The sequence below is a fragment of the Streptomyces caniferus genome (genome assembly GCF_009811555.1).
Classification (GTDB): Bacteria; Actinomycetota; Actinomycetes; order Streptomycetales; family Streptomycetaceae; genus Streptomyces; species Streptomyces caniferus.
Map to the genome: position 1 here is coordinate 143575 of NZ_BLIN01000003.1, position 21751 is coordinate 165325.

Genomic DNA, 21751 nt, shown 5'->3' on the forward strand with positions numbered 1-21751 from the left:
TCCTATCAACGACTGGACTGATCGTCGGGACGTCGTCCAGCCCCTGGCGGTGCTCGGTGCTGACCGCTGAATACGGTGGAGGAGCCCGGTTGATGAGAGGACGCGAAGACGTGGATGTGTATGAGGCCGTATACAGTCGCCGGGCCGTGCGGGCGTTCAGCGATGAGCCGGTGCCCAAGGAGGTACTCGGGCGAGTGCTGACCGCAGCGACGCGGGCTCCGTCCAGTGGGAACCTCCAGCCGTGGCATGTGTATGTCGTGACAGGCGAACCCTTGGCCGAACTGAAGAGGCGCGCGACCGCCAGGGCACTGGCGGGAGACCCGGGTGATGAGCGGGAGTATCCGATGTACCCGGACGAACTGACCTCGCCATATCTGGACCGCTTCTCCGCTGCGGCGGCTCAGCGCTACGAAGCGCTGGGGATTGAACGCGATGACCCCGACCGGCCCCAGAAGATCGCTACCTTGAACTCGGAGGCGTTCGGGGCGCCGGTCGTCTTGTTCTGCTACCTCGACCGGACGATGGGGCCCGGACAGTGGGGTGACGCGGGGATGTACTTGCAGACGGTCATGCTGTTGCTGCGGGCGGAAGGGTTGCACAGCTGCCCCCAGGTGATGTGGACCATGTACCGCAAGACCGTCAGCCGAACAGTCGGAGCCGATGACGGGCTCGTGCTGTTCTGCGGCATCTCAGTGGGATTTGAGAAGGAAGGCGTGCCAAGGCTGCGTACCGGGCGGGCGGGCATGACGGAAACGGTGAGCTTCATCGGAGTGTGACCGCTGAAGGCCGAGATCGACAGGACAGCCCCTAGTAGGGCGCCCTGTCAGCAGGGCGCCCCCTCAGCGCTCGGTCGACGTCAGTCGACCGGCTCGTGCGGGACGGGCTGGTCGGAACGGACGCCCGGGGCCTTGGGAACCCCGGTCCGTCCGGTGCCTGCCTGATCGGTGTCGGGAACCGTCTCGTCCGGCCCCTCGCTCTCGTGCTCCGACAGTTCGGGGTCCCACGGGTCAGGGACCTGACTCGAAGCGTCGGCCTGGTGGCTCGGAAGGTCGTGGGGCACTGGGGTGCCGTCTTCGCTGGACGTGTCACGTCGGGACATCGGTGCGGTGCCTCCTTGGCGGGTATCGGCCGGCGGCGCCGGATGGTGTGTCCTGACCCGGTACCCGGGCTCCCCTACGCCATGCTCGACCCGGCTGAGACACACACCACCCGGCCTTCAGGTGGTCTTTCACCTTGCGGAAGCGGCAGGCAGTGCGCGGACGCGCGGGAGTCCAAATCCGACAACGCCTCCGCCGAGATGGTCGAGAAATCGAGCTGGGCCCGCTGCGGCCCGGTCGGGTCGGGTCGGCGGGGACGCTGGTGGTCATGGACCCACTGGAACCCGACGAAGAGCCGGTCCGGGCGGCCGAGTCCGGCAAAGTCGGCGTGGGATTCACCGTGGAGTTCGAGCCCGGTGGCCCGCTGGTGGAACGCCGCCACCGACTCGGGGTCGGGGCAGTCGGACGTCAGTGAGAGCAGCCGCATGCGCCGCTATGCCGGGCCGTCGTCCCGTAGGGGGATGCTGATCAGTCGCCGAGATCCTGTCCCACGGTGATGCCGCTCGCGGCAGAGGGGAGATTCTGTACCTGCGCTCCGGGGGTGATTTTCCCGAGCGTGGCGTACTGATAGCAGGGGAAGCGGACACAGGTCGCCTGCCGGGCGGGGCCGTAGCGAAGGGTGAAATGTGTGCCGTTGAAGAACGACCGCGCCGAAGCGGGCAGCTGCACACCATTGGTTCCCGCCCTCTCGATGTTCGAGGCGGGAACCATGGTGACGTCACCCGACAGGCCGGGCCCGCTGTAGGAGCAGAGGCTTTCCTGCGGGCAGCTCGGTGCCGCCTGAGCCGGGGCGGTGAATCCGACGGCGCCGAGTACGAGCGCGACAGCGATGCTGGTCAGGGATTTTTCACGCTTGCGGATCAATGGCCTGCTCCGAATCTTTGAGTGGGGAATGGCCGCGGGAAGCGCAGCATTCCCAGACAGGGAGATACCCAATTTACCGAAGCGTGGATGCTTTGCATGAGCACTCATGAGCACTGGGGTGATACTTGGCCATGAGGCCTGGTCGGGGCGACGCCCCCATTGGCGTGATGACGTCTCGCGCTATCGCGTGATCAGGTGTTGCATGGGCGTCGGGGCGCGCACGCCATACGTATCGTTCTTCATGGCGTGATGCCCCGCCAAGCAAAGGCCCTTTTTCACCCTCTGACGATGCCGCCGGTGCGAGCGGCGGTCAGCCACAGCGGGAACTCCTGCAGCAGTTCGTCGTAGAGGACTGCGTCAGGGTGAGCCTTGGGTGACGGTCCGGCGGCGAAGAACCCTGCGTTGTCGACGACGCGTCGGCTCGGCACCGGCAGGTCGTCGAGCTTGTGCAGGAAGCGGAATTCGTCGTCGCCGAAGCCGATGAACTGCCAGAAGATCGGAAGCTTCGCGGCCGTACACAGGACATGTTCCGCAGCGGCCTTGGAAGTGGGAGATCCGTCGGTCTGAAAGACGACGAAGGCCGGATCGCCGGCTCCGCACGACTGGTAATGATCGATGACGGCCTGCATGGCGACGTGGTAATTCGTACGACCCATATGGCCCATGGAATCGTGCAGAGGATTGATCACACCCTGGTAGGCGTCGAGGCTGATCTCGGCTGTCCCGTCGATCTCCGTGGAGAAGAAAAAGACCGGGACCACCCCGTCGTCGTCGAGGTTGGCCGCGAGGGCGAGCACCTGCTCCGCCAGATGCTGTACCGAGCCGTCCCGGTAGTAGGGCCGCATACTCCCGGAACGGTCCAGAACCAGGTACACGGCGGCACGCCGGCCGCCGACCTGATGCTTGGCCAACGAGACCGCGGCCGTCTTATAGAGACTGACCAGCCCGGGGGCCCGGCCTGAAACCTTTTCCAGGCTGATTGCCGCGGCCGGCGCCTTGACCGGCTTGCGGTAGTCGATCCGGGGGCGCTTGCGATAGTCGATGGCCATGCGCACAGATTGTCGTCGAGCCGACCGGCTCACACCTCCCCTTGACCAATAATTCCCTTTGCGATGACCACAGTTGCCTTTCGCTGTCTCTTCTTGAGTGAGTACGGGGGCACGGGACGCAACCACATGCGAGCGAACCCGACGGGCTCCGCCCTCCGCATGTCCGTCACTCGCCGCAGGAGACACCCGCGAGGGCAACCGTCAGGCAGGTGCCTCCACTCCCCCAGGTCACTGACCGCTCCGGGTGGCCGCGCTGCCCGCTCGGGGTGTCGCGCAGGAGGGCAAGCGGGACGTGCTCGGACAATACGGCCGAGGAGGGACGCGTCCTCCATGAACCCCTGGCGTGCCCCGTCGCGCCGTGAAAGGTGACAGCCATGAAGTTCACAGTGATCGGCGGTACCGGGCTGATCGGCTCGCAGGTGGTCCAGAAGCTCAACGCAGCGGGGCACCAGGCCTCCCCCGCGGCGCCGTCCACCGGTGTCGACCTGATCACGGGTCAGGGCCTGGACCAGGCCCTGGAAGGCGCCGAAGTCGTGATCAACCTGGCGAACTCGCCGACCTTCGACGACGCGTCCCTGGACTTCTTCCGTACCTCCATGACCAACCTCCTCGCCGCAGGGGAGCGCGCCGGTGTCCGGCATCAGGTCATCCTGTCGATCGTCGGCGTGGACCATGTGCCCCAGCTGGACTACTACCGGGCCAAGACCCTGCAGGAGGAGCTGCTCCGTCAGGGACCCACGCCGTACTCCATCGTGCGCGCCACCCAGTTCTTCGAGTTCATGGACGCGGTCTTGTCATGGACCTCCGACGACAAGACCGTCCGTCTGCCCGCCACCCGCATCCAGCCGATGGCCTCCGCCGATGTCGTCGACGCGGTCGTCGAGGTGGCCACCGGCGACCCGCTCCAGGGCATCCACGAGGTGGCCGGCCCGGACGTCTTCGCTCTCGACGAACTCGGCAGGGTCACCCTGGCAGCACAGAACGACGACCGGCCCGTGGTCACCGACGACCGGGCCGGCATGTTCGCGGTCGTCACCGGCGATGTACTCATCGCGGGACCGCACGCACACCTGGCGCCCACGCACTACCGGGACTGGGTCCAGAGGGCCCGATGACCGGTGATCGCCGGTTGCCCGCCGCGGAGGACGCCGAGGCGCGTACCGGCGCAGGCGGCCAGGCGGAGCCTCCAGGCCGCGGTGCGGGGGGGCCGGGACGGTCGCCGTAGCCGTTGCCCTTGTCGCGGCAGTGGCGGTGGTGGCCCGCAGACGATGCCGCCACATGCCGCAAGCGGCACTCCGACGTTCACTCATCCGCCGTCCGGGAACTCGCTCCGGCGGGTTCCCGGCCGTTCCGGGCCGTGGCGGTGGTGGGCGGCCGCGATGCCCCGGTGTTCTTCGTACGGCGCGACAGGGCGGCCGCGGCCGACGCTCCGAGCGCGGCGAGGGATGCGAGGACCAGCAGTGTGGTGCCCATGGCCGAGGTGAAGGCCTCGGGGGTCCGGTGCGGTCCGCCGGCGGTCGGCTCTCCTCCGGCCGTGCCCGGTGCCGTGAAGGTCATGAGCATGGTGGCCACGGCGACGCCCAGCATCGGACCGATGTTCATGGCGGTCTGCTGCAGTCCGCCGGCCATCCCGGCGCGGTCCACCGACGCCTGGCGCACGATGACAGCTGTCGCCGTGACCATCACCGTGCCGAACCCTGCTCCCAGCAGGAGGAACCCACCACAGATGACCGGCGTCGTCGCTGCCTGGCCGGGGTGGGACAGCACCAGGATGCCGAGGACGAGGAGGGCCATCGCCGCCATGGTCGTCCGGCGGGCACCGTACCGACGCTGGAGTACGGCCGCGACCGGCGCGCCCAGCACCATCATCGCGGCCAGGGGCAGGGCCCGAAAGGCGCTCTGCAACGGGTCCAGCCCCAGGACGTCCTGCAGGAAATAGGTGCTGACGAGCAGTGTGCCGAACATGGCGGCCGACGCGGAGAGCAGGACGACCAGGGCCGCGGCGACAGGCGGCGCACCCAGGAAACCGAGCGGCACCAGAGGATGTGCGGTATGCCGTTCCTGCCGGAGGAACGCGCCGCAGGCTGCCGCGGCGGCGACCGCTCCCGTCACCGTGACCACCGTCCAGCCCGTTTCCGGCAAGGTGACGAGGGTGTGTACCAGGCACAGCAGCGACAGCGCGAGCAGGCCGGCCCCGGGGAGGTCGAGGCGGGCGGCGAGGGAGGTGTCCGTCGCGCCGGCCGACGGAACCCGCGGGGGCACCGGGATCGTCGGGGCCACCGGTGCCGGTACGGTCGCCGCCGGGACGCGGACGGCCAGAGCCAGTACGCCGGTCGCGAGCGCGGGCAGCACCGTGAGGAAGAAGACGGCTCGCCAGCCCAGGTGGGCGACCAGCGCCCCGCCGATGACGGGGCCCGCGGCGGCCGACAGCCCGATCGCGCTGGTGCGCAGGGCGATCGGCATACCCAGTTGATCGCGCGGATAGGTGGCGCGCAGCATCCCCAGGGTGGCCGGTTGCAGGAGCGCGCCGCAGATCCCCTGGGCCACCCGCAGGCCGATGACCCAGCCGATGCCGGGCGCCAGTCCGATCCCCGCCGAGGCGAGGGCGAAGCCCAGGATCCCGAGGGCGAAGAGCCGTTGGTGGCCGTACCGGTCGCCGAGCCGGCCGGCGAAGACGAGCAGGCTCGCCACGGCGATGAGGTAGCCGGTGCTGGTCCACTGGACCTGCACGAACGAAGCATGCAGATCCCGTTCGAGGGTGGGCTGGGCAACGGTCAGCACGGTGCCGTCCAGGGCGACGAGCACGGCCCCGGTGATACTGCCGGCGAGGGTGAGGCGCCGGTGGAGTAGCGCGGTCACCGGTCCGCCGGCCCGAGGTGGGCGTCCAGTGCGGCCTGGAGCAGCGGCTCGATGTCGGCGGAACCGGTGGCGAGTTGGAGGCTTCCCCAGCCCCATAGCTGTGCCATGCCGTGCAGGTTCGCCCACAGAGCGCCCGCGACGACCGCCGGCTCGGGGCCGGGCGGCTCGGGGAGCGCCCGGGCGACAAGATCGACGAGGAAGCGGAAGAGCGGCAGGCTGGTCTCCCGCAGGCCGAGCTGGTTGCTCTCCAACAGGTCATGACGGAACATCAGCTCGAACATGCCGCGGTGGTTCCGTGCGAAGTCGAGGTAGCTGCGGCCGAGCGTCGTGAGCTGGGCACGGGGACCGGCCCGGCCGTCCCCCGCCTCCTCTGTGATCTTGCGGGCCAGGTCGGCGAAACCCTCCCGCGCGATGGCGGACAGCAACGCCAGATGGGTCGGGAAATGGCGCCGTGGCGCCCCGTGCGAGACCCCGGCCCGGCGGGCGATTTCCCGCAGCGTCAGCGCCTGCGTCCCTTCCTCGGCCACCAGGTCGACACCGACCTGGACCAACCGCGCCCGCAGGCCCGCGTCTTGATCGTTCATAGACACTGTCTACCAGAGTACGTAGACAGTGTCTACTCCGCCTCCCGCCACCTCAACTCCCCGCAGCTCGACGCCACATCCCCACGCCCCACACCCAAGACCGCACACCCATGCCCACCACGCAAGGCACAACGCGCAGCACGTCACGTGTGCGGAACCAATCGTTCCGGACAGATTTAGTGATCATTTGGCATGCGGCCCCTGTTCCTCGCCCCCGGCCTGCTCTACGTTCACTTCGTCTCACTCACCAGGCACTTCAGGGGGAACCATGTCCGCTCAGGACACCACCGCGACGCAGAGCACTCCACCCGCCCCGGACACGCGGGCAGCTCCGGCCATTGAGCGCCCGGCGCCACCGGCCCGGTCCAAGGGCGCCGCCGCCCTCGGCTGGGTGCTCACCATCGGGCTCAACGTCGTGGCGCCGATCATCACCTACAACATGCTCCGCGATCACGGCTGGAGCGAGTTCGCCGCGCTCCTGGGAGGCAGCGCCTGGCCCGTGCTCGAGAGCGTCGTCCACCTCGCGTGGCGCCGCCGTCTCGACGAATTCGCCGTCGTGACCTTGACGTTCCTGGCGCTCACGGCCGTGGTGTCGCTCCTGGGCGCGCACTCGTCACGCGCCCTGCTGGTCAAGGACTCAGGGGTCACGGGGCTGTTCGGGCTGCTGTGCCTTGCGACGCTGCTGGCGCCGCGTCCGCTGATGTTCTATTTCGGCCGCAAGTTCGCGACCGACGGCACCGCGGAGAGCACCGCCTGGTGGAACGGCCTGTGGCAGTTCGAGGGCTTCCGCACGACCCTACGCACGATGACTGCGGTCTGGGGCGTGAGCTACTGCCTGGAGGCCGTGGCCCGGATCGCGCTGGCGTACACGCTGAGCACGGACACCATGGTGGTCCTGAGCCCGGTGCTGACCTACGTCGTCCTCGGTCTCCTCGCCGTGTGGACCGCCATGTACGGCAAGCGGTCGCGGCGCAAGGGTGAAGAGCGCGCTGCGGCCGCCGCGGCGGGCTGACCCGCCGTTCGCTCCGGGGCCGGTGACGGCTCCGGAGCGTGCGTTCCACCGCCGGGTCGACGAGATCCCGGGCACGGTGCCCCGTACGCTTCCCCCATCGAGGCGGGGTGCGGAAGGAGCGGACTGCGGTGCGCGTACTGCTGGGCATTGCCGGTGCCGTCGTCGTGCTCGGGGTCTTCTCCTCGATGCTGCACTCGCTGGTGATTCCCCGGCCGACGCGTTCCGGCCTCAGCCGGTTCGTCCAGTGGCTGGTCCGGTGGCCGTTCCGGCTGGTGGCCGACCGTCTGCCGAGTGCCGAAGCCAAGGACCGGGTGCTCGCGCCCATGGCGCCGCTGGCCATCGTCGTCACGCTGATCAGTTGGCTGGCGTGCTTCATGGTCGGCTACGCGCTGCTGGAGGCGGCGGTGAGCCGGCTCGGCATCAGGGAGGCGCTGACCGAGTCGGGTTCCTCGCTCTTCACACTCGGATTCGCCAGCGGCAATCGCGTGACGCTCAATGCCATCGACTTCTGTGCCGCCGTCACCGGCCCGGTCGTGATCGGCCTGCAGGTCGGCTATCTGCCCGCGCTCTACGGCGCCTACCAGCGCAGGGAGACCGAGGTCACCCTGCTGCAGGCACGAGCGGGCAGTCCGCCCTGGGGGCCGGAGATCCTCGCCCGCTATGCGCAGGTCGAAGTGATGGACAACCTCACCGAGCTCTTCCGCAACTGGGAGCGGTGGAGCGCCGGGGTGAGCGAGAGTCACACCACCTACCCGATCCTGATCCACTTCCGGTCCCCGAAGGCGACCCGCAACTGGCTGATCGCCTTGCTGTCGGTGATGGACGCCGCGGCCCTGCGGCTGTCCTTCAACCCCTCCCAGCCGCAGGCCGAGGTGCGGATGGCGCTGCGGGCGGGCTTCATCTGCCTGCGCGACATCGCCGATATCCAGGGCATCCCCTACGACCCTGATCCCCGCCCGGACGACACACTGCGGCTCGGCTACGAGGACTACCTGCGGGGCGTGGAGCGGATGCGCTCCCAGGGCTATCCCATGGAGCGCACCCCGGAGGAGGCATGGCTCCACTTCCGTGGCTGGCGGGTCAACTACGAGGCCCTCGCCTACCGGTTGGCGTACGACATCGAGGCGGTACCGGCCCCGTGGTCCGGCCCTCGTCGCAGGGCGGTGGTCATCCGCACCCCGCTCACCCCCGTCGACCGCCGGCCCGTCGGGTAGGGCGACCGGGGAGCCATCACCCGGGCGTGCGGTGGGGTGCCCATAGCTGGTCGGCATCGCCCGCGGCGAGCCGGCCCCGGTAGACGTCGATCTTGCGGTCGATGAGTCTCAGGTTCTCCTGGAGTTCGGCGAGGTCGGCGAGCACCTGGTCACGATGCGACTCGAGCACCTGCAAGCGCTCGACTTCGTTGCCCCCGCCCGCCGCGACGAGCTCGGCATAACGGCGGATGCCCTTGATGGGCATGCCGGTCGCCCGCAGTCTGGTGCAGACGGTGATCCACTTCAGGTCGAGCGCGCGGTAGCGGCGTCGGTTGCCGTGGGTGCGGTCGACGGGCGTGACGACCAGTCCTGCGCGTTCGTAGTAACGCAGGGTATGAGCGCTCACTCCGGTACGGCGAGCGGCCTCGGCGATGCTCAGCCCTGCCTCGGGCACGGGTTCGCGACATTGTCCGTTGACTTCGACCACGCTCTAAAACTTAGCGTCCTGGACATGCCCGAACACATCCCTTTGCTCAGTCCTCGTCGTCGGCTCCTGGTGCTCGCGATCTGCTGCACCAGCATGGTCGTCGTAGTGATGGACATTTCCATCGTCAATGTCGCGCTGCCGTCGATCCGTCGCGACCTGCACACTTCGGAGTCCGGCCTGCAGTGGACGGTCGACGCGTACACCCTGGTGCTCGCCGGCTTCCTCGTGCTGGCCGGGTCCACCGCCGACCGATTCGGCCGTCGACGGATCTTCCAGACAGGCCTCGCCGCCTTCGGATGCGGCTCACTGCTGTGCGGTCTGGCACCGAGCATCGGCTGGCTGATCGCGGCGCGGGCGCTGCAGGCCCTCGGCGGCACGATGCTCAACCCGGTGGCGCTGGCGATCGTCGCCACCGCGTTCCCCGACCCGGCAGAGCGCGCCAGGGCCATCGGCGTGTTCGCCTCGGTGAGTGGCCTGTCGCTGGCGCTGGGGCCGATCCTGGGCGGCGCCCTGGTCGACGGCTTCGGCTGGCACGCCATCTTCTGGATCAATGTGCCGATCGTGGCCGCCGCGCTCGTGTGCACCGCGCTGTTCGTACCCGAGTCCCGTGCTCCCCGGGCACGCCGGTTCGACCTGGTGGGCCAGGCCCTGGTGATCCTGGTGCTGGGCAGCGTCGTTTTCGCGATCATCGAGTCCAGGGAGCTGGGCTGGACTTCACCGGTCATCCTGGGCCTGCTCGCCGTCGCGGTGCTCGGCGTGCTCGGCATCCTCGTCTACGAACCGCGCCGCGTCGACCCGCTGTTGGAGCTGCGCCTGTTCCGCAGTGTGCCGTTCAGCTCGGCGCTCGTGATGGCGGTCTTCGCCCTGTGCGGGTTCGGCGCGTTCCTGTTCGTGACCGGCCAGTACCTGCAGGACGTGCGGGGCCTGTCGGCGTTCACGGCCGGGCTGTGTCTGCTCCCGGTCGGGGCGTTGGTCCTCGTGCTGTCTCCGTTCACCGGCCGGCTGATCGGCGCACACGGCCCCAGACTGCCGCTGGTGGTCGCCGGGGGTGCGCTGGCACTGGGCGGCGGCGCATCGCTCCGGCTCGGACCGGCCACGGCCCTACCGATCGTGCTCGCGGTCTACGTACTGTTCGGCGTCTTCCTGGGCACCGTCAATCCGCCCATCACCAACACAGCGGTCTCCGGGATGCCCCGCTCGATGGCGGGGGTGGCCACCTCATTGGCCTCCGCTGGCCGGCAGACCGGCACCACCCTGGGCGTCGCCGTCTCCGGCACGATCGTGGGATCCGCCTCGCCCCGCAACGGGACGGAGTTCATCGGCGCGGAGCACGGCGTCTGGTGGATGGTGCTCGGACTGGGCCTGGGAATCGTGGCCCTCGGGGTGCTCAGCACCGGACGCTGGGCCTCGGACACCGCGGCGCAGGCGGCGGAATGGTTCGAGGACGTGAACCATGGTGCGCCTCTTCGGACCGCGCCTGCCGGGCGCCGGTGACCGGCAGGGCGGGACGGGCCCCGCCATCGTGCCCGCCCCTGACCGGGGTGACAGGGAGTCGGGTCGGCATCGTCCGTCCTTTCCCTCCCACGCGTCGAACGTGTCAACGGCGCGGCACGAAGGGCAACTTGGCGCGGGCAGGGTGCGTCGCGCCGTGAGGTGTGGGACCGGCGACGCCGACGCGGGTCATCCGCGCATCGGCAGCTTCAGGAGGCCGGCGAGCTCGGTGTCGGTCGCCGGCCTGAGCGTCGACAGAATGTGCCGGGCCGCGGACAGATCCGCCGGCCTGCCCTGCACGGTGACGGTGTGGACCAGCCCGCTCCTGCGCAGGCGCAACTCCCGCCGTTCGTAGTCGCCTTCGTACGTCACGAGTTGGCGGCCACCGCCGTCGTCCGCGCAATGAACCACCTCACCGACCGGGACGGGACAGCCGCGCGCATCCACGCGTCGGGTGTCGCGGCCGATCCGCTCCACGGTGAGATGCAGTTCGGGCGCACCGGGCCGTAGGTAGCCGGCGCCGAAGCCCTCGGCGCTCGCTCCCCTGGCGTCCAGCGTGTAGCCGGCGGGCGGCTCGCCGACACGCAACAGGGCACGGTCCACGCCGTTGGCGCCGATCCATTCGTCGAGTGTGGGCGGCTGTGCGGCCTGCCAGGAGACGTAGGAGCCGCCGGCCGCGAGGGCGACCGCAAGGGCCGCTGCGGTCAGCCTCGTCCGCGTGCCCGGCACGAGAAGTGCGGCCGCGAGCGCGTAGCAGATCCCGCCCGCCGGGTAGAGCAGAAAGACGTTTCCTGAGCTGTTGACCTGCCGATTCAGCATGGTGGCCGCCAGTGCCCCGAGCGTGCCGAGCGCGTATACGGATGTCGCCCACCCCCACAGGCCGCGCGCCCTGCGGGTGAGCGGCACGACCGGGCGCGCGGATACGCCGAGGCCTGCGAGGAGGGCGACGGCGAGCGGCGGTCCGACGGCGAGGACGACCACGAGCGCTGTCGTTCCGTGGACGAAGAGCGCCGTCAGCACCGCTTGGAATTGAACGGCCGTCAGGGCACAGCCGACGAGCCCCACCGCCGCAAGGTGGGCGGCTGTCCGCCCGGCTTCCTTCTTCCCGACCATGTTTGATGATCACGCAGCTATGTACGGCGCGGTTCCCAACCTGACGCGCTGGACGCCGGTCGGGCGCGGCCGGCGGCACACCTCAGCGCGACCCTGCCTGCACTTTCTTGCACCATGCATGACATTCCGTCCCTATCGCGTTTTGAGCCGCTTCAGACGCAGGTGTAAGCTCCACGTAAGAGAACATATGCGGCGTATCCGACCTGCCTGTGGGGTGACCACCAGGAGGCGGCTCATCCAGGGGCAGCACCGGACCTCCAGTTCTCGCCCCGTGCGGGGACTCATCGTCGGGTGGCGGGCCGCCAGATCCCTAGCAATAAGAAGGTGTGGACCTATGTCCACCAATCGATTGACACGAGCCATCGCTCTGACCGCAGGAGGCCTCCTGCTGGCCGGTGGCGCCGCGGTAGCCACCGCCGGGACGGCGTCCGCCGTTGCCCCCACACATGTCCCGTCCGGCTACTCCAGCCACGACGACGGCCATGACTGGGGCTACTACCACGACCATGGCCGTGGTTACGGCGACTACACCGTCGTCGTCATCTACGGCCTCGGTGGCTACGGCGACCTCTACGGCCTCGGTGGCTACTACGGCTACTGATGAGCGTCGCCTCGTGACGACCCAAGCAAGCCGATGCCCGGGATTCCCCCTCCCGGGCATCTTGCATGCCGCATACCGCACGGTTCCGGGGCGCCAGGGCAGGGCCGCTGCCCGTCGGCACGTTCGGTGGCAGGGGCGGCACAGCGAGTGCTGCCCAGGGCGGCATCGCGGCAGGTCGCGGATGTGCGCTACGACGTTCTCTTTGGCCTAGGTGTTCTGGCGCGCCCTCACCAGGCCGGCGATGAGGTTCGCGCGCGGGGCCATGGCATCGATCACCAGGTACTCGTGGTCGGCGTGCGCGCCGCCCCCGACCGCCCCGAGGCCGTCAAGGGTGGGCACCCCCAGTGCGGCCGTGAAATTGCCGTCGCTTCCGCCCCCGACCGCCTTGCCCTCGATCCCGGGAAACAGCTTCTGTGCCAGCGCAAAGAGCTCGGTCGAGGCAGACTCGGGCATCGGGGGCCGGCTGACGGCTCCCGCAACCGCGACCTCCGCCTCATCGAGATGCGGGGCCAGCGCCGCGAAGGCGGATTCGATGCGTTCCTTCTCATCGGCCGACTCGACCCGGACGTCGACGACGACGGTCGCCGCTGCGGGCACGACGTTGTCCAGGGTGCCCGCGGACGCGACGGTCGGGGTCACCGTGGTGCCCACGTCGGGTCGGCCCAGCGCGGCGATGTCCAGTACCTGGTGCGCGGCTTCGATCAGGGCATTGACCCCGGCGGCGGGCTCGAGACCCGCGTGCGACGCCCGGCCCGTGACAGAGACCTGGAACGTGCCGCAGCCTTTACGGCCGGTCTTCAGGGCTCCGCCCTCGGCGGCTCCCTCGACCACGAGTACGGCGCCGCAGGCCAGGGCGCGTTCTTCGAGGAGAGCACGGGAGGAGCGGGAGCCCACCTCCTCATCGGCGGTCACCAGGATCTCCACGCCCGACCAGTCGTCGAGAGTCGCCAGGCCATGGATGGCCTGCACCAGACCGCCCAGCATGTCGAAGACCCCGGGCCCGGTTGCCTGCCCGTCTTCGACCTTGAACGGGCGGCGTTCAAGGGTGCCGAGCGGAAACACCGTGTCATGGTGACCGAGGATCAGAACTCGGGGATCGCCACCACCTGACCAGTGGACATGCGGCCCGGCTTCGCTCTCCACGAGGACCGCCCGGCCGCCCAGGCGGCTCTCGATGACCGCGGCGACCGCTGTGGCCGACGCCCTCAAAGCATCGAGATCACGCGAGGGGGACTCGATTTCGACGAGTGTCCTGAGGTCCTCGATCATCGCGTCAACGCTCGCCCGGGCGGCGTGGGTGGCCTGGGCGGTCTTGTGCATCGTCATGCGGCAAAGGTAGACGCCCGCGGGACATACCGCCGCGGCTGATGAGGCACGTCGGTTGAGGGTGGAGCACCTGCACGACATGAACAGCGCGTCCTCGCCGCTGCCGTGGCCTATGGATCGCCTTGCCATGGTGGTTCCCGCGGCGGGCCGTGCGACGACAGCCGTTGCGGCGGCTGCCGGTGGGGCGACTGCCGTTGATCGCGGCAGCCGCCCCACCCGGAGCGGGCGGGTCAGCCGGGTGTGATGCGGCCGCGCCAGGCTCCGGTTTCGGCACCGCGGTGCTCGATGTAGTCCTTGAAGCGCCGCATATCGCCCTTGACGCGCCGGGCGATGGTTCCCGTCGCGTCCGCGGTCTTCTCCGCCGCGCCACTGGGTTCGACGTCCATCACGAGCTCGACCCGGGTGTGCGTCTCGTCCAGGCGCTGGAAGCTGACCAGTCCCTTCTGCCGGGTGTCGCCGCTGGTCGTACGCCAGGCGATCCGGCCGTCCGGGAGCTGGTCGACGATCTCGGTGTCGAACTCCCGTCGGACGCCGCCGATCTTGGTCGTCCAGCGGTTGTGGCGGTCGTCGAGCTGCGTGATCCTCTCGACGCCCTCCATGAACTTCGGGAACTCCTCGAACTGCGTCCACTGGTTGTAGGCGGTGTGGACCGGGACCTCGACGTCCACCGTCTCCTTCACCGTGCTCATTGCTACGCCTCCTCAGTGGTGACTTCCGCGGGCACAGGACCCGCGCGCGCATCTCGCGTGGTTCACCGGGTGCCCGACAGCCGGCTGCTCAGACAGCGCGCCCACGACTTTTTCCGACCGGGGTCGCTTCCGGCTCCGCCGGCGCACGGGGAGGTTCCCGTCTCCGACGGCTCAGCCCTGCAGGAACTGCTGGCACTGGTACGGGCCGACGCGGCCTTCGTCCCCGACAAGGGTCACCTGGACCTTGTCAGGGCGGGTGCCGTGGATCAGGACCTCGGCACGGGCGAGGGTGCAGACCAGTTGGCCGGTGCTCTGGTCCCCGGGAGACCCGACGAAGGAGCCCGTGGTGTGGATGGTGACGTTGCCGCGGTCGGCGGTGGCGTTGAGCCCCGCGTCTTCGGGAACGAGATTGGCCAGCCCGTTCGCCCGCTCCCCGGACGTGGGACCGGCGGCCAACAGCTTGAAGGCGTCGTCGAGTTGATCGACCGTGGTGGCAGGGCGGGAGACTCCGCGCGGGCCGCTGTCGGAAGCGAAGTAGACCCGCATGCCCTGTGAGATCCCGGAGGGAGCCGTGCCGCCGTTGGTGACGCCGGTGGGGCGGATGCCGCAGCCCGCGGCGGCAAGGGCGAGCAGAGCGCAGAGGAAGGCGGTGCGGGAGCGCGTCATGAGGCGGAGTCCGTACGGAGCGGGAGGCGGAGGGTGAAGACCGCGCCGGTGCCGGGTGCCTGGGGCTCGATCTCGATGGTGCCGCCGTGCAGGCGCGCGTTCTCCAGGGCGATGGCCATCCCCAGGCCGCTTCCCTCGGAGCGGGCGCGGGCCCTGTCGGCCTTGTAGAAGCGGTCGAACACATGGCGGGCGGCCTCGGGGGGCAGCCCGGGGCCGTGGTCGGCGACCGAGAGGGTCAGCCAGCCGTCCGCGGCCCGCACGGTGACGGTCACCGGCGGTGCGCCGTGCCGCAGGGCGTTGCCGACGAGGTTGGCGACGATGACGTCCAGGCGGCGGCGGTCGAGCCGGGCCCGTATGCCGGGGTGGAGATCGGCCTCGACCTGGTCGGTCCAGCCGCGGGCCGCGAGCGTGGCGCGTATCGCCTCGGCCAGGTCCAGTTCGTGCACGGTGAGCGACACTGCCCGGGCGTCGAAGCGGGATATCTCGATGAGGTCGTCGACGAGCCGGGCCAGCTTGGCGGTCTCGGCGCTGACCGTACGGGCCGCGTGTGCGGTGTCCGGGGTGAGTTGGTCGGCGTCCTCCTCCAGCACGCTGCTGACCATGGTCATGGCGGCGAGCGGGGTGCGCAGCTCGTGGGAGACATCGGCGACGAAGCGTCGGGCCAGGGCCTCCTGTTCGCGCAGCTCGCCGACGGTGTGCTCCAGCGTGCCGGCCGTCTCGTTGAAGGTGTGGGCCAGCTCGGCCAGTTCGTCGTGGCCCTTCTCCTCGACCCGGATGCTCAGCTCCCCGGTGGCCAGCCGGCGCGTGGCCCGCGCCAGACGGCGGACCGGCCGCAGCACCGTACGGGCGGCGAGCAGCGCCAGTACGGCGGCCAGCAGTAGCACCGGCACCAGGCCGCCCTGGACGCTGCGCACCAGCTCGGCGGTGTCGCGTTCCTCCTCCGCCAGGGAGACGACCGCGAATATCTCGACGCCGGAGGAATGCGCGGAGGCGCCCGGACCGGACGGTGAGCCGAGGCCGACCGGCGCGCCGAGGACGAGCCAGGGCTTCCCGGCGTACAGCACCCGTTGCAGGGACACCTGGGTGTGAGCGCGAACGGCCACGCGGAGTTCGGGGGTGATCCGGGTCCGGTCGGCGGACGGGTCGGAGCCGACGGTGAAGTCGCGGTACTGGACGACGACGAGCGAGCCGCGCATGCCGGACGAGACCTTGCTCGCGAAGCGGGCCATGGACCGGGGGTCGGTGGGGACGTCGAGTTCCGGCACCAGCTGCTCGACCCGGCTGCGGAAGTCGTCCACGGCGGCGTTCTGGGCGCGCTTGAGGACCGCCTCGCGCGATTCCCGGTACGCCAGTGCCGTGGCGGTGACCGCGCTGATCAGGGCGACCACCACGACGGTGACGAGGAGGCGGCCGCGCAGCCCGTCGACGCGCGGCAGCCGGCGCCGGGCCCGCCCGCCGTCCCCTGCCGTCTTCGGTGCGGTCTGCGCGTCCGTCCCCGGGGCGGTCTTCCCGGCCGGTTTCATCGCGGCCCTCACAGCGGCCCGAAGCGATAGCCGAAGCCGCGCACCGTCTGGATGTAGCGCGGTTTGGCGGGGACGTCCTCCAGCTTGGCGCGCAACCGCCCGACCGCCGCGTCCACCAGCCGCGAGTCGCCCAGGAAGTCGTGTTCCCAGACGAGATCGAGGAGCTGTTCGCGGCTGAAGACCCGGCCCGGGGAGGCGGACAGCTCCAGCAGCAGCCGCAGCTCGGTGGGCGGGAGGGGGACGGGGGTGCCGTGTTTGGTGACGGTCAGGCCGGCCCGGTCGACGACGAGCCCGGCGAAGTCGTCGCTGTCCGTCTGCGTGACGGGACCGGCCCGGCGAAGGGCCGCCCGGATACGGGCCTCCAGCACCCGGCCGGTGATCGGTTTGACCACATAGTCGTCGGCGCCGGCCTCCAGACCGCTGACCACGTCCAGGTCGTCGCCTCGCGAGGTGAGCATGATGATCGGCAGCTGGCCGCGTCCGCGGATGCGGCGGCAGACCTCGAAGCCGTCGATACCGGGCAGCATCAGGTCGACCACCGCGATCTCGATGCCGCCGCCGCGCGGGCGGGACAGCAATTGCAGGCCGTCCTCACCGGTGGCCACGGCATCGACCTCATGGCCGTGCCGGCGCAGCACCAGTTCCATTCCGTCCCGTACGGACATGTCGTCCTCGATCAGCAACACATGCGGCATGCCGCCGATTATGGGCGAGGTTTCTGCAGCTCAGGAGTTATCCACAGGGCGACGGAGCGATCCGGCGGCATTGTTACGTTCTCATCATGCGGCCATGGAACGACCACCAACTTCGGCTCGGAAATTAGCCACATGACCCAGCAGACATCCTCCCGCTCCCGGGCAGCGCGCCTTGCGCTGCTGATCGCCGTGCCCGCCCTCGTCCTGACCTCCGCCTGCGGCGGTGCCGAGTCCTCGGACGACGGCGTGGCCTCGGTCGGCGATGCGCCCTCCACCAGCGAGTCGAAGGACGGACCCGATACCGCGGGCGGTGCGGCCCAGGGAAAGAGCGCTTTCTACGACGCACAGATGAAGTACGTCCAGTGCATGCGCAAGAACGTCGAGAAGGACTTCCCCGGCCCCAAGCTGAGCGGCTACCTCGACTGGTCCAAGATCGACCAGCTCCAGCAGAAGCCGGGCAACGAGGAGATCAGCAAGGGCGGCAAGGACGGCGTGTGCACCAAGGACATGCTCGACGCCGCGAAGCTGGAGCCGCGCCGCGACACCCAGAAGGAATACGAGTCGATGCTCGCGCACGCCAAGTGCATGCGCTCCCACGGCGTATCGAAGTTCACCAACCCGCAGCTGCGGGACGGCAATGTCCTTCCCGGAGGCGATGCGAACCCCGCCTCGCCCGAGGTGTCCCAGGACTCCCCCACGTACAAGCAGGCCCGCGAGGCGTGCAAGGGCAAGCTGCTCGACGGTCTGGACGGCATGCAGTGAGCGCCGCAGCAAAGCGCCGTCGGCCGCTCGCCGCGCTGGCCGCGGCGGTCACCGCGACCGCCGCGACCGCCGGTGTCATGCTCCTCACCGACACCGGCAAGGACGACTCGGCCGACGGCCGGCACGCTAAGGCACCGCCCTCGACGACCGAGATCACCCGAACCGACCTCGTCCAGAGCAAGACCGTGGACGGACACCTGGACTACGCGCAGCGCCGGGTCGTGAAGTCCGCTGTGGAGGGCACGATCACCAAGGCCGCGGAGCCGGGGCGGACCGTGTCGCTCGGGCAGCGCCTCTATGAGCGCGACGCCCGGCCGGTGGTCCTCCTCTACGGTCCGACACCGATGTTCCGCGCGATGAAGGCCGGCGACCGCGGCCCGGACGTCCTCCAGTTGGAGCGCAACCTCCGCGATCTGGGCTTCGGTTCCCGGCTGTATGTGGATGTCCGCTATGACGAGGCGACCAAGGCCGCCGTCAAGGAGTGGCAGAAGTCCCTCGGGGTGGACGATGCCGATGGCCGGGTCGGCAAGGGGGACATCGTCTTCCAGCGTGGTCCCGTGCGTGTGGTGGCCGCCGGCGCCGCACTCGCCGATGCGGTCGGCCCGGAGAAGCCGGTGCTGACGGTCGCCTCCACCAAACCGGTCGTACGGGCCTCCCTCGACCAGGCCGACCGGGCGCTGGCCACCATGGGCACCAAGGTGGAGATCGCGCTGCCCAGTGGAGGCACGGCGCGCGGCAAGGTCAGCGGGACGGTCGCCCCCGAGGACGCCGGGTCCCCGGAGGGCGGGGCCGCCACCGGCTCCGGTGACTCCGCCGGGAACAACGGCGTCGAGGTCGAGATCACGCTCGACGGCGGTACCAAGCTCCAGCCGAAGGATCAACAGGGCACGCTGAGCGTGAAGTTCGTCAGCGAGAGCCGGAAGGACGTGCTGACGGTGCCGGTCGAAGCGGTCGTCGCGCTGCGCGAGGGCGGCTACGGACTGGAGGTGATCCGGGGCACCGGGACACACCTGGTGCGGGTCGAGACCGGACTGACGGCCGACGGCCGGATCGAGGTCAGCGGCGCCGGACTGGCCGAGGGCATGAAGGTCGGAGCGGCCGAACAATGACCCAGGCCCCGACGGACCGGACCATGCCCCCGGACGTGATCGAGCTCCGGGCGGCCGCCAAGACGTACCCCGGTGGGGTCGCCGCCCTGCGAGGCGTCGACCTCCGGGTGGCACAGGGAGAACTTGCCGCCATCGTCGGCCCCTCAGGCTCCGGGAAATCCACCCTGCTCCACCTGCTCGGCACCCTCGACCGGGCCACCTCTGGCGAGGTCAGGGTGGCCGGATACGACGTGAGCCGGCTGTCCGACGCCCAGCTCTCCGCGCTGCGCGCCCGGCACATCGGCTTCGTCTTCCAGCACTTCCACCTCGCCCCCGGCCGCAGCGCCCGGGACAATGTCGCGGACGGTCTGCTCTACGGCGGAACGACGCTGCGCGAGCGCCGTGCCAGAGCCCTCACCGCCCTGGAAGAGGTGGGCCTCGGGCACCGTGTCGACCACCTCGCCCACCAGCTCTCGGGCGGTGAAAAGCAGCGGGTGGCCATTGCCCGCGCGCTGGTCGGCGAGCCGGACCTGCTGCTCGCAGACGAGCCGACCGGCGCCCTGGACACCGCCTCAGGAGAGCTGGTCATGCAGCTCATCCGCGGACTGCACGCGGCCGGTACGACCGTCTGCGTGATCACCCACGACAACGAGATCGCCGAGTCGCTGCCCCGCCGGATCCGTTTCCGCGACGGTGAGATCGTCGCCGACTCCGGTGCGGCCCCCGGCCCGGCCGACTCCCCTGCGGAGCACACCGAGGAGGTGTCCCGATGACCGGCCCCGCACTGCGGGCGGCCCGGCTCTCGCCGGCCGATGTACTGCGGACCGGCGCCGAGGGCCTGCGCAGCCGCCGCGCCCGCGTCGTCCTGTCCGCCCTGGGCATCGCGATCGGCATCGCCACGATGGTCGCGGTCGTCGGACTGTCCACGTCCAGCCGCGCCGACCTGCTCGACCGGCTGGACCGGCTGGGTACCAATCTCCTCACCGCCGAGGCGGGCAAGAACGCGCTCGGCCAGGACGTGAAGCTCCCCAAGAGCGCGGTGGCGATGGTCGAGCGGATCGGCCCGATCCAGCACGCCACCGCCACCGGCTCCGTCAACGCCCGGGTGCGCCGCAGCGATGCCGTACCGGAGGAGCTGGCCTCGGGTGTCACGGTCCAGGCCGCCCGGCCCGACCTGCTCGATGCCCTCAATGCCCGTACCAGTCAGGGGAGTTGGCTGAACCGCGCCAGCGAACGGCTGCCCACCGTCGTGCTGGGGTCCGTGGCCGCGGACCGTCTCGGCATCACCGAGCCCGGGGCCAAGATCCTGCTGAACGACCGGTGGTTCGTGGTGACCGGAATCCTCGCGCCCATCGAGCTCGTGCCGACCCTGGACCGTATCGCCCTGGTCGGATTCCCGTCCGCCGAGCGCTACTTGGGCTTCGACGGCCATCCGACCACCGTCTTCGAACGTTCCACGGACGCCTCGGTGGAGGCGGTCCAGGGGGTCCTGGCCCGTACGGTCAGTCCCGGCGACGAGACCTCGGTGAAGGTCTCCCGCCCCTCCGACGCCCTGGCGGCCAAGGCCGCCACCGACAAGGGGCTGACGACGCTGATGCTGGGGCTGGGCGCGGTGGCACTGCTCGTCGGCGGTGTGGGCGTGGCCAACACCATGGTCATCTCGGTACTGGAGCGCCGGTCGGAGATCGGGCTGCGGCGGGCCCTCGGTGCGACCAGAGGCGCGATCCGGATCCAGTTCCTCGCCGAATCCCTGCTGTTGTCGGCGCTCGGCGGCACCGCCGGCGCGGCGCTGGGCTCCGTCGCCACGTTCACCTTCGCCCGGACACAGGGGTGGATCGCCGTGGTGCCGCCCTGGTCGCTGGCCGGTGGTCTGGGCGCCACGCTCGTGATCGGCGTCGTCGCGGGCCTGTATCCGGCCGTACGGGCCTCCCGGCTGCACCCCACCGTCGCCCTCAGCGCGAGCTGAACATGTCCTCGATGGCCTGCTCGATGAGGCGGGCCCTCCCTTCCGGGGAGCTCCTCTTGATCAGGGCACTCACCCGCTGGGCCGCTTCGGTGGTCGGCAGCAACCCCACCAGGACGACCGGCAGTATCAGCCGCCGGACGAGGACCTCGTTCTCCGAAATGCCCTGCGGCCTCCGCACGACCGAGACATTGACCCGGACGGCGTGCTCGTTACCCGGCGGGACCCCGGGCCGGTCCGTCTCGATCGCGGCGTAGCGGAAACCGTGCGCGAGGCTGCAGGCGGCGCAGTCGACGGGGCCGCGGCCGAGCCGGCCACCACAGTCGGAACAGACCAGCCGGTCGAGCGCGGCGTCCACCACCCGCCAGTCATGACGGTCGGGTTCGGCCGTCACCATCTCGGCGAGCACGGCCTCCTGGTCACCGCCGGCGTCCCACTGGAGCAGAAAGGCGGACCAAGCGTCCTCCACGATGCTGTCCACCAGCTCACGGCAGACAGAACAGGCAGGCGCGCCGCTGTACTCGTATCCGCCGCACTCCGCACAGCGGCGTAACGCCGCCCCGACCGCCGGTCGCGCCATGGCCTTCTCCCCCTCCAGGCGCCGGCGCGGCATGTGAGACGACCGGCGATCCCCTTCCCCACTGTTCCGACGAGTTTCTCCCGCGGCGGCGGGCGGGGGAAACGAATTT

Annotated in this window: 24 protein-coding genes; 10 read left to right on the top strand and 14 right to left on the bottom strand. The window is 70.1% G+C overall.

Translation table 11 applies throughout. The features are described from left to right. Positions 1-110 precede the first annotated feature (110 nt). On the top strand, positions 111-776 hold the full coding sequence (locus tag Scani_RS09320) for a nitroreductase (RefSeq protein WP_159475594.1): 666 nt from the start codon (positions 111-113) through the stop codon (positions 774-776). A gap of 80 nt (positions 777-856) precedes the next feature. Here Scani_RS09320 and Scani_RS09325 read toward each other — a convergent pair whose 3' ends face one another. The 4 genes from Scani_RS09325 to Scani_RS09340 all read right to left on the bottom strand — a co-directional run bounded on the left by Scani_RS09325 (position 857) and on the right by Scani_RS09340 (position 3010). Beyond that, positions 857-1099, bottom strand: a complete 243-nt coding sequence (locus Scani_RS09325; protein WP_159472208.1) for a hypothetical protein — start codon at positions 1097-1099, stop codon at positions 857-859. A 74-nt stretch (positions 1100-1173) separates the two neighbouring features. Then, on the bottom strand, positions 1174-1524 hold the full coding sequence (locus Scani_RS09330) for a VOC family protein (protein ID WP_159472211.1): 351 nt from the start codon (positions 1522-1524) through the stop codon (positions 1174-1176). A 41-nt stretch (positions 1525-1565) separates the two neighbouring features. Continuing rightward, positions 1566-1961, bottom strand: coding sequence for a peptidase inhibitor family I36 protein (locus tag Scani_RS09335; protein ID WP_159472214.1), 396 nt, complete (start codon positions 1959-1961; stop codon positions 1566-1568). Between the two features lie 275 nt (positions 1962-2236). After that, positions 2237-3010, bottom strand: a complete 774-nt coding sequence (locus tag Scani_RS09340; protein ID WP_159472217.1) for a vWA domain-containing protein — start codon at positions 3008-3010, stop codon at positions 2237-2239. A 374-nt stretch (positions 3011-3384) separates the two neighbouring features. Here Scani_RS09340 and Scani_RS09345 point away from each other — a divergent pair, with 374 nt between their 5' ends. Beyond that, a complete protein-coding gene (locus Scani_RS09345; protein WP_159472220.1) occupies positions 3385-4125 on the top strand; it encodes an SDR family oxidoreductase in 741 nt (246 codons plus the stop codon). Positions 4126-4312: 187 nt separating this feature from the next. Here Scani_RS09345 and Scani_RS09350 read toward each other — a convergent pair whose 3' ends face one another. Then, positions 4313-5869 (bottom strand): MFS transporter, encoded by a 1557-nt coding sequence (locus Scani_RS09350; protein WP_246295651.1) that lies wholly within the window; start codon positions 5867-5869, stop codon positions 4313-4315. Then, entirely contained in the window at positions 5866-6453 is a 588-nt protein-coding gene (locus tag Scani_RS09355) for a TetR/AcrR family transcriptional regulator (protein WP_159472226.1), read from the bottom strand. Before Scani_RS09355 ends, Scani_RS09350 begins: the two co-directional genes overlap by 4 nt. A 268-nt stretch (positions 6454-6721) precedes the next feature. Here Scani_RS09355 and Scani_RS09360 point away from each other — a divergent pair, with 268 nt between their 5' ends. Both Scani_RS09360 and Scani_RS09365 read left to right on the top strand, forming a co-directional pair. Then, entirely contained in the window at positions 6722-7465 is a 744-nt protein-coding gene (locus Scani_RS09360; protein ID WP_246295653.1) for a VC0807 family protein, read from the top strand. Positions 7466-7593: 128 nt separating this feature from the next. After that, positions 7594-8679, top strand: coding sequence for a hypothetical protein (locus Scani_RS09365; protein ID WP_159472229.1), 1086 nt, complete (start codon positions 7594-7596; stop codon positions 8677-8679). A gap of 16 nt (positions 8680-8695) precedes the next feature. Here Scani_RS09365 and Scani_RS09370 read toward each other — a convergent pair whose 3' ends face one another. Next, complete coding sequence (locus tag Scani_RS09370) at positions 8696-9145, bottom strand: MerR family transcriptional regulator (protein ID WP_159472232.1); 450 nt, start codon at positions 9143-9145, stop codon at positions 8696-8698. A 24-nt stretch (positions 9146-9169) separates the two neighbouring features. Here Scani_RS09370 and Scani_RS09375 point away from each other — a divergent pair, with 24 nt between their 5' ends. After that, complete coding sequence (locus Scani_RS09375; RefSeq protein WP_159472235.1) at positions 9170-10639, top strand: MFS transporter; 1470 nt, start codon at positions 9170-9172, stop codon at positions 10637-10639. 186 nt (positions 10640-10825) lie between these two features. Here Scani_RS09375 and Scani_RS09380 read toward each other — a convergent pair whose 3' ends face one another. Then, positions 10826-11749 carry a hypothetical protein gene (locus tag Scani_RS09380; protein WP_159472238.1) on the bottom strand — a complete coding sequence of 308 codons (924 nt, stop codon included), beginning with the start codon at positions 11747-11749 and terminating at the stop codon, positions 10826-10828. A 334-nt stretch (positions 11750-12083) separates the two neighbouring features. On the opposite strand from Scani_RS09380, the gene Scani_RS09385 reads away from it, so the two are divergent. Beyond that, the gene (locus Scani_RS09385) at positions 12084-12350 is read left to right on the top strand and encodes a hypothetical protein (protein ID WP_159472241.1); all 267 of its coding nucleotides are present in this window, start codon (positions 12084-12086) and stop codon (positions 12348-12350) included. A gap of 207 nt (positions 12351-12557) precedes the next feature. Here the strand turns inward: Scani_RS09385 and Scani_RS09390 are convergent, their stop codons facing one another. From Scani_RS09390 to Scani_RS09410, 5 genes are all read right to left on the bottom strand, one after another. Next, on the bottom strand, positions 12558-13676 hold the full coding sequence (locus tag Scani_RS09390) for a M20/M25/M40 family metallo-hydrolase (protein ID WP_159472244.1): 1119 nt from the start codon (positions 13674-13676) through the stop codon (positions 12558-12560). 230 nt (positions 13677-13906) lie between these two features. Further along, positions 13907-14365, bottom strand: coding sequence for an SRPBCC family protein (locus Scani_RS09395; RefSeq protein ID WP_159472247.1), 459 nt, complete (start codon positions 14363-14365; stop codon positions 13907-13909). A 171-nt stretch (positions 14366-14536) separates the two neighbouring features. Next, on the bottom strand, positions 14537-15031 hold the full coding sequence (locus Scani_RS09400; protein WP_159472250.1) for a GerMN domain-containing protein: 495 nt from the start codon (positions 15029-15031) through the stop codon (positions 14537-14539). After that, positions 15028-16554, bottom strand: a complete 1527-nt coding sequence (locus Scani_RS09405; protein WP_159472253.1) for an ATP-binding protein — start codon at positions 16552-16554, stop codon at positions 15028-15030. The genes Scani_RS09400 and Scani_RS09405 overlap by 4 nt, the downstream gene beginning before the upstream one ends. A gap of 8 nt (positions 16555-16562) precedes the next feature. After that, a complete protein-coding gene (locus Scani_RS09410; protein WP_159472256.1) occupies positions 16563-17249 on the bottom strand; it encodes a response regulator transcription factor in 687 nt (228 codons plus the stop codon). A gap of 132 nt (positions 17250-17381) precedes the next feature. Here Scani_RS09410 and Scani_RS09415 point away from each other — a divergent pair, with 132 nt between their 5' ends. The 4 genes from Scani_RS09415 to Scani_RS09430 are packed head-to-tail and all read left to right on the top strand — an operon-like array spanning position 17382 to position 21065. Then, on the top strand, positions 17382-18011 hold the full coding sequence (locus tag Scani_RS09415; RefSeq protein WP_159472259.1) for a hypothetical protein: 630 nt from the start codon (positions 17382-17384) through the stop codon (positions 18009-18011). Beyond that, a complete protein-coding gene (locus Scani_RS09420; protein ID WP_371872329.1) occupies positions 18008-19120 on the top strand; it encodes a peptidoglycan-binding protein in 1113 nt (370 codons plus the stop codon). The genes Scani_RS09415 and Scani_RS09420 overlap by 4 nt, the downstream gene beginning before the upstream one ends. Positions 19121-19143: 23 nt before the next feature. Further along, on the top strand, positions 19144-19872 hold the full coding sequence (locus Scani_RS09425; protein WP_246295655.1) for an ABC transporter ATP-binding protein: 729 nt from the start codon (positions 19144-19146) through the stop codon (positions 19870-19872). Next, positions 19869-21065: an ABC transporter permease gene (locus Scani_RS09430; protein ID WP_159472264.1), complete on the top strand. Its 1197-nt coding sequence runs from the start codon at positions 19869-19871 to the stop codon at positions 21063-21065. The genes Scani_RS09425 and Scani_RS09430 overlap by 4 nt, the downstream gene beginning before the upstream one ends. Here Scani_RS09430 and Scani_RS09435 read toward each other — a convergent pair. Further along, complete coding sequence (locus Scani_RS09435) at positions 21052-21642, bottom strand: hypothetical protein (RefSeq protein ID WP_246295657.1); 591 nt, start codon at positions 21640-21642, stop codon at positions 21052-21054. The two genes, Scani_RS09430 and Scani_RS09435, sit on opposite strands and share 14 nt — an antisense overlap. Positions 21643-21751: the final 109 nt, after the last annotated feature.

Bases quoted from the DNA above. Each gene is read 5' to 3' on its own strand.
- Scani_RS09395 (WP_159472247.1), bottom strand. From the start codon at position 14,365: ATGAGCACGGTGAAGGAGACGGTGGACGTCGAGGTCCCGGTCCACACC.
- Scani_RS09410 (WP_159472256.1), bottom strand. From the start codon at position 17,249: ATGCCGCATGTGTTGCTGATCGAGGACGACATGTCCGTACGGGACGGA.
- Scani_RS09385 (WP_159472241.1), top strand. From the start codon at position 12,084: ATGTCCACCAATCGATTGACACGAGCCATCGCTCTGACCGCAGGAGGC.
- Scani_RS09425 (WP_246295655.1), top strand. From the start codon at position 19,144: ATGCCCCCGGACGTGATCGAGCTCCGGGCGGCCGCCAAGACGTACCCC.
- Scani_RS09380 (WP_159472238.1), bottom strand. From the start codon at position 11,749: ATGGTCGGGAAGAAGGAAGCCGGGCGGACAGCCGCCCACCTTGCGGCG.
- Scani_RS09355 (WP_159472226.1), bottom strand. From the start codon at position 6,453: ATGAACGATCAAGACGCGGGCCTGCGGGCGCGGTTGGTCCAGGTCGGT.
- Scani_RS09430 (WP_159472264.1), top strand. From the start codon at position 19,869: ATGACCGGCCCCGCACTGCGGGCGGCCCGGCTCTCGCCGGCCGATGTA.
- Scani_RS09390 (WP_159472244.1), bottom strand. From the start codon at position 13,676: ATGACGATGCACAAGACCGCCCAGGCCACCCACGCCGCCCGGGCGAGC.
- Scani_RS09330 (WP_159472211.1), bottom strand. From the start codon at position 1,524: ATGCGGCTGCTCTCACTGACGTCCGACTGCCCCGACCCCGAGTCGGTG.
- Scani_RS09400 (WP_159472250.1), bottom strand. From the start codon at position 15,031: ATGACGCGCTCCCGCACCGCCTTCCTCTGCGCTCTGCTCGCCCTTGCC.
- Scani_RS09435 (WP_246295657.1), bottom strand. From the start codon at position 21,642: ATGGCGCGACCGGCGGTCGGGGCGGCGTTACGCCGCTGTGCGGAGTGC.
- Scani_RS09325 (WP_159472208.1), bottom strand. From the start codon at position 1,099: ATGTCCCGACGTGACACGTCCAGCGAAGACGGCACCCCAGTGCCCCAC.
- Scani_RS09340 (WP_159472217.1), bottom strand. From the start codon at position 3,010: ATGGCCATCGACTATCGCAAGCGCCCCCGGATCGACTACCGCAAGCCG.
- Scani_RS09375 (WP_159472235.1), top strand. From the start codon at position 9,170: ATGCCCGAACACATCCCTTTGCTCAGTCCTCGTCGTCGGCTCCTGGTG.
- Scani_RS09415 (WP_159472259.1), top strand. From the start codon at position 17,382: ATGACCCAGCAGACATCCTCCCGCTCCCGGGCAGCGCGCCTTGCGCTG.
- Scani_RS09360 (WP_246295653.1), top strand. From the start codon at position 6,722: ATGTCCGCTCAGGACACCACCGCGACGCAGAGCACTCCACCCGCCCCG.
- Scani_RS09345 (WP_159472220.1), top strand. From the start codon at position 3,385: ATGAAGTTCACAGTGATCGGCGGTACCGGGCTGATCGGCTCGCAGGTG.
- Scani_RS09405 (WP_159472253.1), bottom strand. From the start codon at position 16,554: ATGAAACCGGCCGGGAAGACCGCCCCGGGGACGGACGCGCAGACCGCA.